This window comes from Anabaena sp. WFMT, from assembly GCF_051781005.1.
Taxonomy (GTDB): domain Bacteria; phylum Cyanobacteriota; class Cyanobacteriia; order Cyanobacteriales; family Nostocaceae; genus Anabaena.
Genome location: NZ_JBPWOA010000006.1, coordinates 223,147 through 237,874, shown reverse-complemented (window position 1 = coordinate 237,874; position 14,728 = coordinate 223,147). Strand labels below are relative to the sequence as shown.

Genomic DNA, 14,728 nt, shown 5'->3' with positions numbered 1-14,728 from the left:
TGATCCAGTGCGGTCTTGGGTACTTCCCCACGAACCACTGGCTAACCCCGTAGGGTTGATTCCATCCAGCATTTGCATCCCTCTCCGGGCATGACGCTATCTAGCTTAGAGCGTTGATTGCGTAGTCAAGGTAGGTGTTAGCTTCGTTAGCAGCTTGACCGCTCAAGCCATGATTGCTCTTGATGTACTTCAGAGCTTCTACGTACCAGCTGGGAGACAAATCAAACGCGCTGTTGATTTCAGACAAGCCAGCAATCAAGAATTCATCCAAAGGACCTGTACCACCAGCAACTAAGCTATAGGTAACGATGCGTAGGTAGTGACCAACGTCACGAGCGCACTTGGATTTACCACGGCTATCAGATGCAAATTGAGCGCCTGGTGTAGAGGTGGTGTAAGGGAATTTTTGGTATACAGCACTGGTTGCGCCATCAACCAATTTTTGAGCGTTAGCTGTCAAACCACGAGCAGCTTCCATACTAGCAACGGCACGTACAAAACGACCGTTAACAGCTTGTAATTCGGTGTTGCTCAGGAAACGTCCTTGGGTATCAGCAGCTGCGATCGCTTCGGTAATTGGTGTTTTCATGTTTTCTTATCTCCTTAATTGTTTCTTAGCTTTTTTTTACTTGGAGAAAATCTCCAACTTTTAGCCGTATCGGCTATTTGAAGTTATTACGCAACAGCCGCAGCAGCGCGATCAAAATAGCTAGCCAATTCAGAAACTAAAGAGCTGCAATCACCTTTGGTGATACCGTTAGGATCGTTAACGATGGAGATTGCTGCATCTTTCATTTTGCCAACACCCTTAGCTACAGAAGCACCGGGAGTACCCAAAGCTTGGTAGGTTTCGCGCAAACCGTTCAAGCAACGATCATCTAATACACTAGCGTCACCAGCCAATGCTGCATAGGTAACATAGCGTAAGATGATTTCCATGTCGCGCAAGCAAGCAGCCATGCGACGGTTGGTGTAAGCGTTACCACCAGGAGCGATCAAGTTAGGTTCGTCTTCAAACAAAGAACGAGCTGCGTTGGTAACAATATCTTTAGCGTTGCTGGTGATGCGGTTAACTGTATCCAAACGCTTGCTGCCTGCGCTAACAACTGCGGTTAAAGCATCTAGTTGTTCGATGCTTAGGAATTCGCCTCTAGCATCAGCTTGAGAAACAACCTTGGAAAATACATCTAATGTCATGGACTCTAAATCTCCTAATTACTTAGTTGAGAGATGTTTTGATTAAAACTGCGGATGTTTTATCAATTTAGAAACGGCTGACAACGAACTGCAATTAAACTGTCTCTCAACTTGGGTTCTCATTTCCTTGGCAATGATGATGAGCCATAAATATGAGAATCAGAGTGAATTTTATGAGAAACACGCAAATCTAATGAACTAGTTGCATCGTTTAACTTTGGTCTGTTGTTTAACCCCTTCAGCTTATGTTTATACAATGCTATAGATCCTTTATTTGTTACAAATTATGAATAAATAAGTTGAGGGAATAAGAAAAGCCTCAAATCCTTCACATACAAGGAGTCTGACTGAGAAAAGTCTGATATTTTCGTTACAAAACTTCATGAAACTCGTTAATAATAGAAAATTTTCAGCGGTTAAGATTATCTTAATAATTCCAAAAATCCATATCAGAACTAACTTTGACGGATTTTTACTGTTTTCCCGCTTTTAGTAGTTTTTGTTACAGAATGTAAAATTTACATTTATAAATTTTTTCAAAATTATTGTGAACCTCTCTAAATTTCCCCCCTGGGGGGATGAGGAGGCAGAAGAAGCAGGGGGAAGGGGGGAATACTTTCTCCTCTGCGCCCTTTCTTCTTCTTAGTCACCTACGGCGCAAAACTTGGAGCAAAGTTGTAAATGTATGGGGAAGATCTGCGGTGACTTCAATCGCAACTCCAGAGATGGGATGTTGTAACTTGAGTTGCCAAGCGTGTAATGCTTGACCAGGCAAATTTACCCCTACGGAACGACCAGCACCATAAACTGAGTCACCGACGATAGGATGACCAAGTTTGGCGCTATGGACACGAATTTGATGAGTACGTCCTGTTTCTAGTTGGAAGTGGATTAACGTGTAGTTGCCGAGGCGTTCTCGGACTTGCCAATGGGTGATTGCTGATCTTCCCCCTTCTTCAATGGGGATAATTGCCATTTTTTTACGGTCTTGGGGATTGCGACCAATGGGTAGGTCAATAATACCATTTTCCGTTTTTGGGACACCGTAAATCACACCTAAATACTCTCTTTTGGCGGTTTTTGCTTGCAGTTGTGCCTGTAGGCTTTGATAAGCAATATCTGTTTTAGCGATCGCGATCGCACCCGTAGTATCCTTATCCAGTCTGTGAACAATTCCCGGACGTTGTACACCACCAATTCCCGGTAAATTGGGACAATGTGCTAATAAAGCATTGACTAAAGTTCCATCAGGATGACCAGGTGCAGGATGAACTACCAAACCTGCGGGTTTATTGAGAATTATTAAATGGTCGTCTTCGTAGAGAATGTCTAAGGGGATATCTTCTGCTACCAATTTCAAAGGTTGCACTGCGGGAATTTTTAAGGAAATGCGATCGCCTGCTTTGAGATGAATCTTTTTGGAAGTGCAAATCTTGTTATTAACCTGCACATGACCTTGTTCAATTAACTGTTGCACACGGGAACGTGATACATCTGGCAATTCTTCGGACAAATAGCGATCCAGGCGTTCACTTTTTTCTTCGACTAGGAGATTAATGGCGGTCACAATTGGTTAATTTTAAACTTTTAGATGTGTGAGAGTGTTACTGATGAAGCAGGAGGCAGTCTTGCTGGAAGCAGAAGGAAAGAAAGCAAGTGTTATCAGCTTTTTTGAAGAAGAAATAAATTTTTTGACTGGATAGTTATTTTTGCCATGCTGTACCAGGTGAGATTTTAGGATTTTGAGATGATGGCATTATCCATAAACATCCTGATAGTTAATGACTAAAGCTGAAAAGAATAAAACAAACACCGTACTAGACCGGAATCGCTGGATGATAGTAAGAATTCAGCCCTTCGGCTTCGCTCAGGGCAAGAAGTCAGAATGCTTATGAAATAAAGAATAGAGAGAAGTGAGATTTTATCCAAATTATCAAAGTTGACTAAAAAAGCCTTTATTCTCCTGACTGTTGTATTCTCTATCCTGAATATTTACGGATGATAACATAGTACAAGCGATTTTTTAGGTGGAGATTACCTATTATAGAGTGTAATACCATTTTAAATTTTGGGTTATGCCTGAGATATTTACTTGTAATAAATTTGAGTTTGATAGTTGTCGCCATTGTTTTTCAAATTGGTATAATCACTAGTAACTTTAATCAGATACAATCTGATGTCATGAGAAATACCTGGTAAAATATATTCATCAGGAAAAAAATTATTTTTACTATTAACTTCAATTTTTTATAATTGGTTTAAAATACTTTTTTATTTCTCTGACAAATCTATAGTAACCTGAATTTAGTAAGTAATTATTGAGCATCTACGATTTATCTAAAAATGGCTATTTTTTAGATATTTACCGTCCTCCTCAAACCTAACTGCAAAATAGCCCTAAACCGTAACTCCATAACAGTGAAGATAGTTTGTGTCTATGTAACTGTAGCAGTTATTTATGTTGTAGAAAATTCTCTCCCCTAGATCAGCAAGAAAAGCTGTGTGATTTTAAACAACTGCGAGAAAGTAAGAGATTTAAAATCTTAGATGAGCCGGGTTAGCGAAAAATACAGAAAGTCAGCCTGATTTTTGGCATACTCTTTTCTGGGTTTTTCAGCCTTTGACATTTGGGAGCGGGGTGTGGGGTGTTGGGTATTGTGTATTTAGAGTAGAGGCTTGCTATACTCACCACAATGTAAACCGCTATCTTGATCTGGCACTACGTCCAAAAAGACCGGTGTGAATCCCCAACGGGTGATTCACAAATTCTAATTTGCAAATTTTTATTTGATGTTAAAGCCGTGCTAATGAAAACGCTTCCTATAAGTAGATACAGATTTTTCCAAAAGCTACAGCCCCTATCCCTCTTAAAAAAAATCACCAGTAAGTCTGTTACTGGTTGTCTACAAGTATTTAGCACTTCCGGGGCTTGGTCAATATATGTACAAGAGGGTAAGCTGATTTATGCCTGCTACTCAGAGCAAATGTTTGAGCCGCTATATAGAAACTTACAGCGGTTAAGTCAACACAATTCCACTCTTCCTAGAGAGATTAACGAGCAGTTGCAGACAATATTTGAAAAGGGTGTTGAAAATCAGACAATACCGAATCCAGATTATTTAGCTATTTGCTGGCTAGTTAATGAGAAATATCTTAGCCCCTTACAAGCCGCAATGCTGATTGAGCAATTGTCTTTAGAGTTTCTAGATTCATTTCTGAAAATAGAAGAAGGGAGTTATGAGTTTATCCCTGAGAGTTTTCTGGATGATTTACCCAAGTTTTGTCATTTGAACTTGCGCTTATTAGTTGAAAAGTGTGAAGCGGGTGTAAAAGTATCTCCAGAGCAGTTTTGGCAATATAATCAGCCAAAAACAAGTTCAACAATTGAAGTACAATTACCTCCAATCGGTAACAGACCAGTAACTGCGGACAGATATAAGCCAAGTTATGCACGACCTACTGGCAAAAAGAATTATACTATTTTTTGTGTAGATGATAGCCCTGTGGTTTTAAATGCTATTAGAGGTTTTTTAGATGAACAAATATTTTCTGTAATGGGTGTTACAGATTCTTTAAAAGCTTTAGTAGAAATTTTCCGCGTCAAACCAGACATGATTTTGTTGGATGCGACGATGCCTAATTTAGATGGATATGAAATATGTGCTTTATTGCGGAAACAGGCATCTTTTAGAAATACACCGGTGATTATGGTGACAGAAAAACCTAGCTTAGTAGATAGAGCTAAAGCCAAGCTAGTGAGAGCTTCTGGTTGCATGACTAAGCCTGTTAATCAAGGTGATTTACTGAGAATCATTTTTCAGCACATGGTTTAAAATTTGCTCGCTTGAGACTACTGTGGACGACACCCAGACAGTATACTGTGCATCTTCACGACCGATCCAATTACTGCGATCGCTGGGGCGCTAAAACCAGTCTCTTCTACTTGCTCGACGATTGTCCCTAACTGACCAATTAATTCTTCTTGTTCTGGACGAGTACCCCATCGTACCAAACCAATTGGTGTCTCTGCACTTAATCCAGCCATGCTAAGTTGTTCCACGATATAAGGTAGATTGTGGATACCCATATAAATCACGATTGTTTCTGAGCCTTGTGCGATCGCTTGCCAGTTGACTTTCGGACGATATTTACCCGCAGATTCGTGACCCGTTACAAATGTCACTGATGAACTATACAGACGATGAGTAAGCGGAATACCAGCATAAGCCGCCGCCGCAATTCCGGCTGTGATCCCTGGCACAACCTCCACATCAATTCCCGCTTCTAGCAATTCTGCCATTTCTTCGCCACCACGCCCAAATATAAAGGGATCTCCACCTTTCAAGCGCACGACGATGGCATGATCCTGAGCTTTTTCAATCAATAAATGATTGGTTTCTTCCTGCAACAGTGAATGTCTCCCCATCCGCTTACCTGCGTTAATTTGCTCTGCGTGGGGATTAATCATGGCCAAAACTGCCGGACTGACCAAGGCATCATAAATAACTACATCTGCACATTCCAACAGACCTTTCCCTTTGAGAGTCATGAGTCCGGGATCTCCGGGACCTGCACCTATTAAATAAACTTTACCCAAAAACTTTTTCCCCTTCTGTTGCTAAATCCCAAATTAAATCAGCTATTTCTGTACTTACTCCTAGAGGCTGTGCCAATTTGAACGTTACTCCAGGGAATTGTAATTTTAACTCTTCTACTGCCAGTGCGATCGCATCTGTTATCCCACCAGTGAATAAAAAGTATGGCAAAATTGCAATTTGCTCATGACCAGCAGCAATTAATTCTTTGACCCTCGATTCTAAACTAGGAGGTACAGCCCAATAAGCAGCTACTGCTCCCAAATTCATGGCTATAGTTTCTACTGGCTGTTGAGAACCAGAACGACGGCTACCATGAGCTAACAAAATCGCTGCCTCTACTTTTATAGTAGCGATCGCTTGAGTGAAGAATTTTTCTAAATCTGGGTGATTACCTAAATACGGTTTCAGATCAATGATTATATCTTCACCAAGTGCTTGTTGAGCCAGTGCAACTTCTGCGGGAATATCTGTCATCACATGAACTCCCGGTACTAGAAACAAGGGGACAATTTTTAGGCGTTTACACCCTAAAGCCAAAGCCGTTTTAGCAAAATGTTGAATTTGCTGATGTAATGGTTGGATATTTAACTCCAAGGTCGCTATACCTACCAAATTTTCACCATTTGCTAACTTCTGACTTACAAGCTTTGCCAGTTGCCGCATAGCAATCTCTGGACGTGGATCACGACTACCGTGAGACAATAAAAGATAGGCAGATGACATGGGGTATTTATATGAAAGAATTCATGAGTGTTTTAGAAGGGTTAGTGGATCAGCTAACACTAGGTGCAATTCTAGAGATGCTAGAACGAATATGCCACAAAAAAGCGGAAAATCTGAGAACTCATTGGAATGATCAAGAATCTGCAAAGTTGTGGGAGAAAGCCGCTAAACAGATAGAAAATATCAACGTTGATATCTGATTGATCAACGTTGATATTTTACTTCCGGTCAGGATACTCTATTTTCAAAAGAGCAGCACCCAACGCATTGATATGTTGCCAGGGTTTAGTTCCTCCCACCCAAGCGTGTGAGGGCAAATTTCCTTTAGGTACTGACGAGGTAAAAAATAAATTTTGGGTGAAAGAACTAGATTTGGTTATGTCCCAACCAACAGTAGCGCAAAACTGACCGTAGTCTTGACCACAGCTTTCATAAATTTGTACTTGCACACTGAAACCAAAACGCCCTTGGCTATATTTTGTCCACAATTGATCAATTATCTGTAGATCCTCACTAGGCAAGTTTTCTAAGTCAGTATTAAATAAATATTTACCCGCAGGTTTAGATAAAGCTTGACACATCACTACCCAAGTTTCTTGATCTGCTTGTTGCCATTTTTTATATTTTAGTAATTTTTCTAACCGTTTATAATCAACTCCTACGGCTGAATTTAGGGTATTAAGTAGCTGTTGTTTAATTGGTTTTACTTCTGCGTTGATTGCGGCTAAAACTTCTGTAGCCGATTGATAACGTTGGGAAAGGGCATTTTGGAGGAGTTTATCAAGAATTATGCTCAAACGGTCGGAAATACGATTGCCATTAGGTAAATAATTTTGCCATATCCAGCGATCGCTTGTCACGTCAAATAACTCAAAGGGAGAAACACCAGTTAACAAGTAAACACAACTCACACCCAAACTGTAGAGATCACTAGCTGGTAAAGCTTTACCCCGCATTTGTTCAGGAGCCATATATTCGGCACTACCTACTGTAGTACCAGTATTTACCAAAGCTGTAGCGGTGATTTGTTTAGCAACTCCAAAGTCAATCAACACTATCTCCCCAGATGCAGAGTTGTCGGTGCGATTTGCTGCCTTGATATTACTAGCTGGTAAGATTTTTCTTCGCTGTTGTTGAAAAGACAGAGATTCCAGTCCACCAATAGTCATGGTAGAACCTTTATTTAATAATGCAGCGTTAGTAATTGGTTGAGGATCTTCAGATTCATTCCCAGCTAAAGGAGTATATCTCCGCATGATATTTGCTGGTTTAATATCCCGATGAATCACCCGTCGAGCATGAATAAATTGCAGTACAGGTAATAAATCTTTGAGCAATTGCCAAATATGCACTTCACTAAATACACCTTGTTCTTGCAATTCCTGAGCTAAAGTCCGCCCCACAATTAATTCCTGCACCAAATACAACTGACTTTCTTGTTCAAAGTGTGCCAATAATCGGGGAATTTGGGAATGTTGCAATTCATCTAAACGCACCGCTTCCTGATGAAATAACTGCACAACCTTTGTAAAAATAGCGCTATTGGGATCTGAAAAATAAAGTTGTTTGATTACACACCTGGGTTTTGACGGCAAGTGCTCATCTACAGCCAAAAATGTTCTGCCAAATCCACCGCTACCAATAGGATAAAGTACCCGATAGCGTTCTTTGAGTAATAATGGCTTACCACATTTACTACAAAATAGAGTAGTGTCAAGATATTGCGGATACAGACAAGCAGTACAAAAACTCATTACAAGTCATTAGTCATTGGTCATTGGTCATTGGGAAAAACTCTTCCTTCACCTGTTCCCTGTCACCTCATCGCTGCTCGGCCTTATAAGTATAAAAGTTGTCTAACGCCCCTACAGTTTCAAATTTATAGTTAGGTAATAAATTATCAAGCTTGAGTTCAGTACTATAAACACTAAAAACAATATAATTTTGCCGTTTTGTCGTACTGGCAATAATATCTCGCATTTGTGGGTTAACTGACTCAATTAACTTATCGCAATTAAATTGTATGAGATTTTGCAAGAAATTCGGTGTTTTTTTGCAAACATCCGTTTTTAAGTAGGTTGTCAGCCGTTGCACTGCATATTCTTCATATTCAGCCTGTTGAGGATTTGTCTTGGCCATCGTCACTCCCAAGACGGCGATTCCTGCCGCTCCTACAGATGTAATAATAGTCCAGACTTTCATATACTCTCGATTGTGATGTGGTCTTTATACTATTAAAGATTACAAAGAAATTCACTCAATTTCTGGCAAAAAATATTGACCATTTTGCCGAAGGCGTGCTATACTCAAGTAGTGAATGGCGAGCGTAGCCAAGTGGTTAAGGCAGTGGTTTGTGGTACCACCATTCCGCGGGTTCAAGTCCCGTCGTTCGCCCTTAAATATCTAAAATGCTCTACAGCAAATAGATTTATTACTTAAAAATGGAAGCTGATGCACTTAATTAATCAGCTTCCATTTTTGCTGTTATTGAACGCACATTAAGCCTTAGAAAATTCCTAAAAGAAAGATGAAACTTAGCCCACAGAAGACAAGAAACGTGATGATCATCATGTTGCCTATACTGTGGTCAGGAGATGTTAAGTTTTGTGTATTGTCAGCCATAGGTTATCAACCAGATATTAATGACTCAATGCTGAAATTATAACCAAGAGAAATTAAAAATTTAGTAGAAAATATCAAAAATTAATTTTAATTTATTTAAATTAAAAATAGCTATTATTTCTAACCCAAGTTGCTAGTTATCTAGTTGAGGCTGGTAATGGGTAATTGGTAATTGGTGATAAAATCCCAGAATTCATCCTGTTCATCCTTAAATCCTGGAAATCCTGATTCTGACAAAAATAAAACTTTACGTAGTTTTACACCTGATGTATTATGGGTATTTAATAAAAAGGTAATCAGGAAAGTTCTCTCATTAAGTTAATATTTGATTAAGCACAAGCAGAAGCTATAAATCATCAGAGATAGGAGTCTGATTTATATTGTTGAAAATCGCTACCAGACATCTATCAAAAGTTAGAAAAAAGGTATTCCTGCCGTTAGATACCAAAATAGTGTGATATAGATAATTTAGTTCAAGATCAACACGTTCTATCTATTTGCTAAACCTTCAATACTCAGAAAATAGATAAAAAGTGTTGATCCACTTTGCAAAAAAATATTATCTTGTGTTGTCATGTCTGAATTACTCCAAACATTACTAGACAGTGAAGAAAAAGTTGATTTACGTTCATTTATTAGTGACTTACGCCAACAAGACAAAAAGTACTGGCTAAGGAACGATACAATTAATGTCTATAGTGATTACTGTTCTAAATACTCTAAATCTGAGCAGTTCTGCACCGACTCAAATTTAGGCAAACTAATTTACTATACCCAGGAGATTATTCAAGAAGAATCAAGCTTTTGTTTCATCATTCGTCCGAAAATTGCAAGTCAGGAAGTTTATCGTCTAACGGAAGAATTTGATGTTATCCCAATGACAGTACAGGAGTTGTTGGATCTGCGCGATCGCTTAGTCAACCAATTTCATCCCCAAGATGGTGATCTGTTAGAACTTGATTTTGGTCCGTTTTATGATTATTCCCCGGCCATTCGTGACCCCAAAAATATTGGTAAAGGGGTACAATTTCTCAATCGTTATCTATCTAGCAAACTCTTCCAAGACCCGAAACAGTGGCTAGAAACCCTATTTAATTTTTTGCGCTTGCACCATTATAACGGTGTGCAATTGTTAATCAACGATCGCATTCAATCACAGCAGCAACTTTCTGTGCAGATCAAGAAAGCCATAGCTTTAGTGAGCGATCGCCCTAAAAATGAACCATACGAACAATTCCGGTTTCAATTGCAGATGATCGGTTTTGAACCTGGTTGGGGGAACACAGCTGGACGTGTGCAAGAGACTCTGAACATTCTGGATGAACTAATTGATTCTCCTGATCCGCAAACTCTCGAAGGTTTCATCTCTCGTCTGCCGATTATTTTTAGAATTGTTTTAGTTTCCGCTCATGGTTGGTTTGGACAAGAGGGAGTTTTAGGTCGTCCCGATACTGGAGGACAGGTAGTTTATGTCCTTGACCAAGCTAAAAGTCTAGAAAAGCAGCTACAAGAAGATGCAATGTTAGCTGGTTTAGAAGGCTTAAATGTCCAACCAAAAGTAATTATTCTCACCCGCTTAATTCCTCATAGCGATGGTACTTTGTGTAACCAAAGACTAGAAAAAGTTCATGGTTCAGAAAATGCCTGGATTTTGCGTGTACCCTTGCGGGAATTTAATCCCAACATGACTCAAAACTGGATTTCTCGGTTTGAGTTTTGGCCTTACTTAGAAACCTTTGCCATTGACTCAGAGACAGAACTATTAGCAGAATTACAAGGTAGACCTGATTTAATTGTTGGTAACTATTCTGATGGTAACTTAGTGGCGTTTTTATTAGCGCGACGGATGAAAGTCACCCAATGTAATATTGCCCATGCGTTAGAAAAATCTAAATACTTGTTTAGTAACCTCTACTGGCAAGATTTAGATGATAAATATCATTTTTCCTTACAATTTACTGCTGACTTAATCGCTATGAACGCTGCTAATTTTGTCGTCAGCAGCACCTATCAAGAAATTGTTGGTACAAGGGACAGTGTAGGACAGTACGAATCTTACAAATGTTTCACTATGCCAGATTTATATCATGTGGTTAATGGCATAGAATTATTTAGTCCTAAGTTTAATGTTGTGCCACCTGGGGTAAATGAGAATTATTATTTCCCCTATACAAGGACTCAAGACAGAGTAGAAAGTGATAGTTTACGACTAGAAGAAATTCTCTTTACTCTAGAAGATCCTGCTCAAATCTTTGGTAAACTCGATGATCCTAGCAAGCGTCCACTGTTTTCAATGGCACGTCTTGACCGAATCAAAAATTTAACTGGTTTGGCAGAATGCTTTGGTAAAAGTCCAGAATTACAAGAGCGATGCAACTTAATTTTAGTTGCAGGTAAGTTGCGTGTAGAAGAATCTGGCGATAATGAAGAACGAGACGAAATTATCAGGCTTTATCACATAATTGACGAATATAATCTCCACGGCAAAATTCGCTGGTTAGGTGTGCGCTTAAGCAAAACTGATTCTGGGGAAATTTACCGCGTTATTGCTGAACGTCAAGGAATATTTGTGCAACCGGCTTTATTTGAAGCATTTGGGTTGACAATTTTGGAAGCGATGATTTCGGGATTACCCACTTTTGCTACCCAATTTGGTGGACCACAGGAAATTATTCAGGATCAGGTGAATGGGTTTTACATTAACCCCACAAATTTAGAAGAAACAGCCGCTAAAATTCTGGAGTTTGTGACTAAATGTGATCATAATCCTAATTATTGGTCAGAAATTTCTCAGCACGCAATAGAGCGAGTTTATAGTACCTATACTTGGAAGATTCATACTACCAAGCTGCTATCATTAGCACGGATTTATGGTTTCTGGAATTTTAGCTCCAAGGAGAATCGTGAAGATTTATTGCGCTATCTAGAGGCTTTATTTTATCTAATTTACAAACCCAGGGCGCAGCACTTATTAGAACAGCATAAATATCGCTAAGAGAACTCCACAAAAAATGATGCAATTTGTGAAATCAAAACAACTTTTCCTCCCCTACTCCCTGCTCCCTGCTCCCTGCTCCCTGCTCCCTGCCCTCACAAATACGGAATATTTTTTTATTTGGAAGTTTCTAAGTTCTTCTGGGACAGGTATCTTGCCCGTCCTAGCCCTTAAATTGACAACTCCCACCAAGTTCTTTGACCGACTATACCATCTACTAATAAACTGCGCTGATTTTGAAAGGCTTTGATAGCTGCCTCTGTCAGAGGACCAAATATCCCATCAATTCGGATACCATAGCCGTTAGACACTAATAACCGCTGCATAATTCTTACAGATATACCTGAGCTACCAAAACGTAAAGTTGGCATAGGTTGTCTATTATATCCTTGATATCGTGCTAATATTTGCCCTTTGGTGGGGAGATCCTGAGCATCGGCTAAGTTTAAGGATATGGAGGAAAGGTGCTTTTGTCGGACTTGCTTTAATATTTTATCTCGCTTGATGGCGATCGCAGAAATTTTAGATTTCTCTCTTCCATCTGTTTCCATAAATTCAGGTGGTGTGATTTGAGAAGTAGAAACTGACGGAGATAATTGACTAGTGCTTGACTTCTGCACGCCATTTTTGATCTGAAATGGTCGTTGCTTCGGTAAATGGGGCAAATTTGGTTGTGTGGTGCTTAACACGCCCGTCATTAGCAGGCCAATTTCAGTCATCGTAGTTCATCTCATATCTTGCACCTATAAGGATAAACCAGGAGTAGACAAACAAATAAGATAAAACTATGACTCTCAATAAATAAATTCGTAAGAATTCAGGAGTCAGGAGTCAGGAGTCAGAATGCTTATGAAATGAAGATATAGAGAGAAGCAAGATTTTACCAAAATCCTTAAATTTGACTCGAAAAGTCTTTATTCTCTATCCTGAATACTTACAGAAATTCTCTTAGGTAAAAATAAGCAATATAAAGAACAAAAATTTACGTAAAGATCTGCCTTAAATAAATTACGAATTACAAATTACGAATTATTTTAAGTTTGTTTGTGTCCAAAGCAATAGTAGGAATTGCTCTGGACACTGGATTGATCTAACCCATAGTGTCAACAACCGGATGGAAATAGAAAGCGAAACCCAAGACTGTATAGGCAGCTAAGAGTAAAGTTCCTTCCAACCAATTAGACTTACCATCAGAACTAATGCTATTGGCAATTAACACCGATACTGCCACCGCCACCAATTCAAAGGGATTGAAATCTAAATCCATCGGCTGACCCAATAACCGCCCAGCAATTACTAAAACAGGGGCTACGAATAGGGCAATCTGCATACTAGATCCTACAGCTACAGATAGAGAAAGATCCATCTTATCTTTCATGGCTACGGTGACGGCTGTAGCGTGTTCTGCGGCGTTACCGACAATGGGCAATAAAATCACCCCTGTAAATAGTGATGTCAAACCTAACTTGGATGTGGCTACTTCTAAAGTATCAACTAGCAATTCTGACTCTAGGGCTACTAGCAGGGTACATACTAGCAGTACACCAGTCCAAAGCCAAAGATTTGGTTTTTCTTCAGCGATTTCCTCTATTTTTACATCTGTGTCTGCTGCTTCTATCTCTATCTCTGCTACACCCACGTCATATAAATAGGCATGGGTTTTCATGGAAAATAGCAGTGTTAAGCCATAAACCAGAATTAAGACGACAGCAACGGCAAGGGAAAGATTCTGCACTGTTCTTTCGTTAATGCCGATTGAAGTGTAGTTCATCGCTGTTGGTAATAAAATGGCAATCACTGCCAAATTCATTGATGAAGCATTTACTCGTGCCACAACTGACTGAAATGTTTGCTCTTTGTAGCGTAGTCCACCCAAAAGCATGGAAAAACCCATGACTAAGAGTAAATTACTGATAATTGAGCCAGTGATACTGGCTTTAACAACATCTATTAGCCCGGCATTGAGGGCAACTAAAGCAATAATTAGTTCTGTAGCGTTACCAAAGGTGGCGTTTAATAACCCTCCTAATGATGGCCCCACGACTACGGCAATTTCTTCTGTGGCTGTACCCATCCAAGCTGCGAGGGGGAGAATTGCTATTCCAGCGGTAATGAAAACTATTAAGTCTCCCCATTCCAGGAAGTGAGCGGTTAAAGAGATTGGTATAAACAGTAACAAAATTGCAAAAATGATGTTTTTAGCTGACATTTTTGATCTCGAATTTTGGGTATCAGATGCCTATGATACTCTCAACTGTCCGTGATGCTATTCAGAAATTTCACTGTTTGTTAGATGGCAGCAGATATATAAAATAAGACTGCGACTTAATTAGTTGTTGCAATGTTTTGTTGCCAAACTATGACTTCACGCCAGGATTTCATCACAAAAATAGGTTTCAATAAAGTGAACTGCTCCTAGTTGCCTATGGCTGAACTAGGAGCTTCTGTACTCAAGGGGGAGTGCCGCAACTTGGACTTTCGCCCCAGCTTTGGTCTTACCTCCCCTCCTACAGCCTACGGTGTACACACAAGTCTTAAAATTCCTACTAGTACTTGGTTTCGTCATCTAGCTTGAGGTTTTGCGATCGCTCTG

At 39.6% G+C, this 14,728-nt stretch carries 13 protein-coding genes and 1 tRNA gene; 5 read left to right on the top strand and 9 right to left on the bottom strand.

The window, feature by feature from the left end:
• Positions 1-100 precede the first annotated feature (100 nt).
• From cpcA to ACSQ6I_RS05765, 3 genes are all read right to left on the bottom strand, one after another.
• Entirely contained in the window at positions 101-589 is a 489-nt protein-coding gene (gene cpcA, locus ACSQ6I_RS05775; RefSeq protein ID WP_438889416.1) for a phycocyanin subunit alpha, read from the bottom strand.
• 86 nt (positions 590-675) lie between these two features.
• Positions 676-1,197 carry a phycocyanin subunit beta gene (locus tag ACSQ6I_RS05770; RefSeq protein WP_438889415.1) on the bottom strand — a complete coding sequence of 174 codons (522 nt, stop codon included), beginning with the start codon at positions 1,195-1,197 and terminating at the stop codon, positions 676-678.
• Between the two features lie 646 nt (positions 1,198-1,843).
• A complete protein-coding gene (locus ACSQ6I_RS05765; protein ID WP_438889414.1) occupies positions 1,844-2,764 on the bottom strand; it encodes an RluA family pseudouridine synthase in 921 nt (306 codons plus the stop codon).
• Positions 2,765-4,004: 1,240 nt separating this feature from the next.
• Here ACSQ6I_RS05765 and ACSQ6I_RS05760 point away from each other — a divergent pair.
• Positions 4,005-5,030: a response regulator gene (locus ACSQ6I_RS05760; protein ID WP_438889412.1), complete on the top strand. Its 1,026-nt coding sequence runs from the start codon at positions 4,005-4,007 to the stop codon at positions 5,028-5,030.
• A gap of 17 nt (positions 5,031-5,047) precedes the next feature.
• On the opposite strand, the gene cobA is transcribed toward ACSQ6I_RS05760, so the two are convergent.
• Both cobA and ACSQ6I_RS05750 read right to left on the bottom strand, forming a co-directional pair.
• The gene (cobA, locus tag ACSQ6I_RS05755) at positions 5,048-5,794 is read right to left on the bottom strand and encodes a uroporphyrinogen-III C-methyltransferase (RefSeq protein ID WP_438889411.1); all 747 of its coding nucleotides are present in this window, start codon (positions 5,792-5,794) and stop codon (positions 5,048-5,050) included.
• The gene (locus ACSQ6I_RS05750; protein ID WP_438889410.1) at positions 5,787-6,518 is read right to left on the bottom strand and encodes a sirohydrochlorin chelatase; all 732 of its coding nucleotides are present in this window, start codon (positions 6,516-6,518) and stop codon (positions 5,787-5,789) included. The genes cobA and ACSQ6I_RS05750 overlap by 8 nt, the downstream gene beginning before the upstream one ends.
• Before the next feature lie 11 nt (positions 6,519-6,529).
• On the opposite strand from ACSQ6I_RS05750, the gene ACSQ6I_RS05745 reads away from it, so the two are divergent.
• Complete coding sequence (locus tag ACSQ6I_RS05745) at positions 6,530-6,718, top strand: hypothetical protein (protein WP_438889409.1); 189 nt, start codon at positions 6,530-6,532, stop codon at positions 6,716-6,718.
• 18 nt (positions 6,719-6,736) lie between these two features.
• Here the strand turns inward: ACSQ6I_RS05745 and ACSQ6I_RS05740 are convergent, their stop codons facing one another.
• Both ACSQ6I_RS05740 and ACSQ6I_RS05735 read right to left on the bottom strand, forming a co-directional pair.
• On the bottom strand, positions 6,737-8,272 hold the full coding sequence (locus ACSQ6I_RS05740) for a protein kinase domain-containing protein (RefSeq protein ID WP_438889408.1): 1,536 nt from the start codon (positions 8,270-8,272) through the stop codon (positions 6,737-6,739).
• 67 nt (positions 8,273-8,339) lie between these two features.
• Positions 8,340-8,720, bottom strand: coding sequence for a DUF4359 domain-containing protein (locus ACSQ6I_RS05735; protein WP_438889407.1), 381 nt, complete (start codon positions 8,718-8,720; stop codon positions 8,340-8,342).
• Between the two features lie 118 nt (positions 8,721-8,838).
• Here ACSQ6I_RS05735 and ACSQ6I_RS05730 point away from each other — a divergent pair.
• The 3 genes from ACSQ6I_RS05730 to ACSQ6I_RS05720 all read left to right on the top strand — a co-directional run bounded on the left by ACSQ6I_RS05730 (position 8,839) and on the right by ACSQ6I_RS05720 (position 12,135).
• A tRNA-His gene (locus tag ACSQ6I_RS05730) sits at positions 8,839-8,912 on the top strand.
• A 133-nt stretch (positions 8,913-9,045) separates the two neighbouring features.
• Positions 9,046-9,183 carry a hypothetical protein gene (locus ACSQ6I_RS05725; RefSeq protein WP_438889406.1) on the top strand — a complete coding sequence of 46 codons (138 nt, stop codon included), beginning with the start codon at positions 9,046-9,048 and terminating at the stop codon, positions 9,181-9,183.
• 531 nt (positions 9,184-9,714) lie between these two features.
• Positions 9,715-12,135: a sucrose synthase gene (locus ACSQ6I_RS05720; RefSeq protein ID WP_438889405.1), complete on the top strand. Its 2,421-nt coding sequence runs from the start codon at positions 9,715-9,717 to the stop codon at positions 12,133-12,135.
• Between the two features lie 170 nt (positions 12,136-12,305).
• Here ACSQ6I_RS05720 and ACSQ6I_RS05715 read toward each other — a convergent pair whose 3' ends face one another.
• Together ACSQ6I_RS05715 and cax are read right to left on the bottom strand one after the other, a co-directional pair.
• A complete protein-coding gene (locus ACSQ6I_RS05715) occupies positions 12,306-12,854 on the bottom strand; it encodes a peptidoglycan-binding domain-containing protein (protein WP_438889404.1) in 549 nt (182 codons plus the stop codon).
• Between the two features lie 371 nt (positions 12,855-13,225).
• Entirely contained in the window at positions 13,226-14,344 is a 1,119-nt protein-coding gene (gene cax / locus ACSQ6I_RS05710; RefSeq protein WP_438889403.1) for a calcium/proton exchanger, read from the bottom strand.
• Positions 14,345-14,728 lie beyond the last annotated feature (384 nt).

Coding starts and splice junctions, on each gene's coding strand:
- ACSQ6I_RS05760 (WP_438889412.1), top strand. CDS start 4,005: ATGAAAACGCTTCCTATAAGTAGATACAGATTTTTCCAAAAGCTACAG.
- ACSQ6I_RS05740 (WP_438889408.1), bottom strand. CDS start 8,272: ATGAGTTTTTGTACTGCTTGTCTGTATCCGCAATATCTTGACACTACT.
- ACSQ6I_RS05720 (WP_438889405.1), top strand. CDS start 9,715: ATGTCTGAATTACTCCAAACATTACTAGACAGTGAAGAAAAAGTTGAT.
- ACSQ6I_RS05725 (WP_438889406.1), top strand. CDS start 9,046: ATGAAACTTAGCCCACAGAAGACAAGAAACGTGATGATCATCATGTTG.
- ACSQ6I_RS05715 (WP_438889404.1), bottom strand. CDS start 12,854: ATGACTGAAATTGGCCTGCTAATGACGGGCGTGTTAAGCACCACACAA.
- ACSQ6I_RS05735 (WP_438889407.1), bottom strand. CDS start 8,720: ATGAAAGTCTGGACTATTATTACATCTGTAGGAGCGGCAGGAATCGCC.
- ACSQ6I_RS05745 (WP_438889409.1), top strand. CDS start 6,530: ATGAAAGAATTCATGAGTGTTTTAGAAGGGTTAGTGGATCAGCTAACA.
- cpcA (WP_438889416.1), bottom strand. CDS start 589: ATGAAAACACCAATTACCGAAGCGATCGCAGCTGCTGATACCCAAGGA.
- cax (WP_438889403.1), bottom strand. CDS start 14,344: ATGTCAGCTAAAAACATCATTTTTGCAATTTTGTTACTGTTTATACCA.
- ACSQ6I_RS05750 (WP_438889410.1), bottom strand. CDS start 6,518: ATGTCATCTGCCTATCTTTTATTGTCTCACGGTAGTCGTGATCCACGT.
- ACSQ6I_RS05770 (WP_438889415.1), bottom strand. CDS start 1,197: ATGACATTAGATGTATTTTCCAAGGTTGTTTCTCAAGCTGATGCTAGA.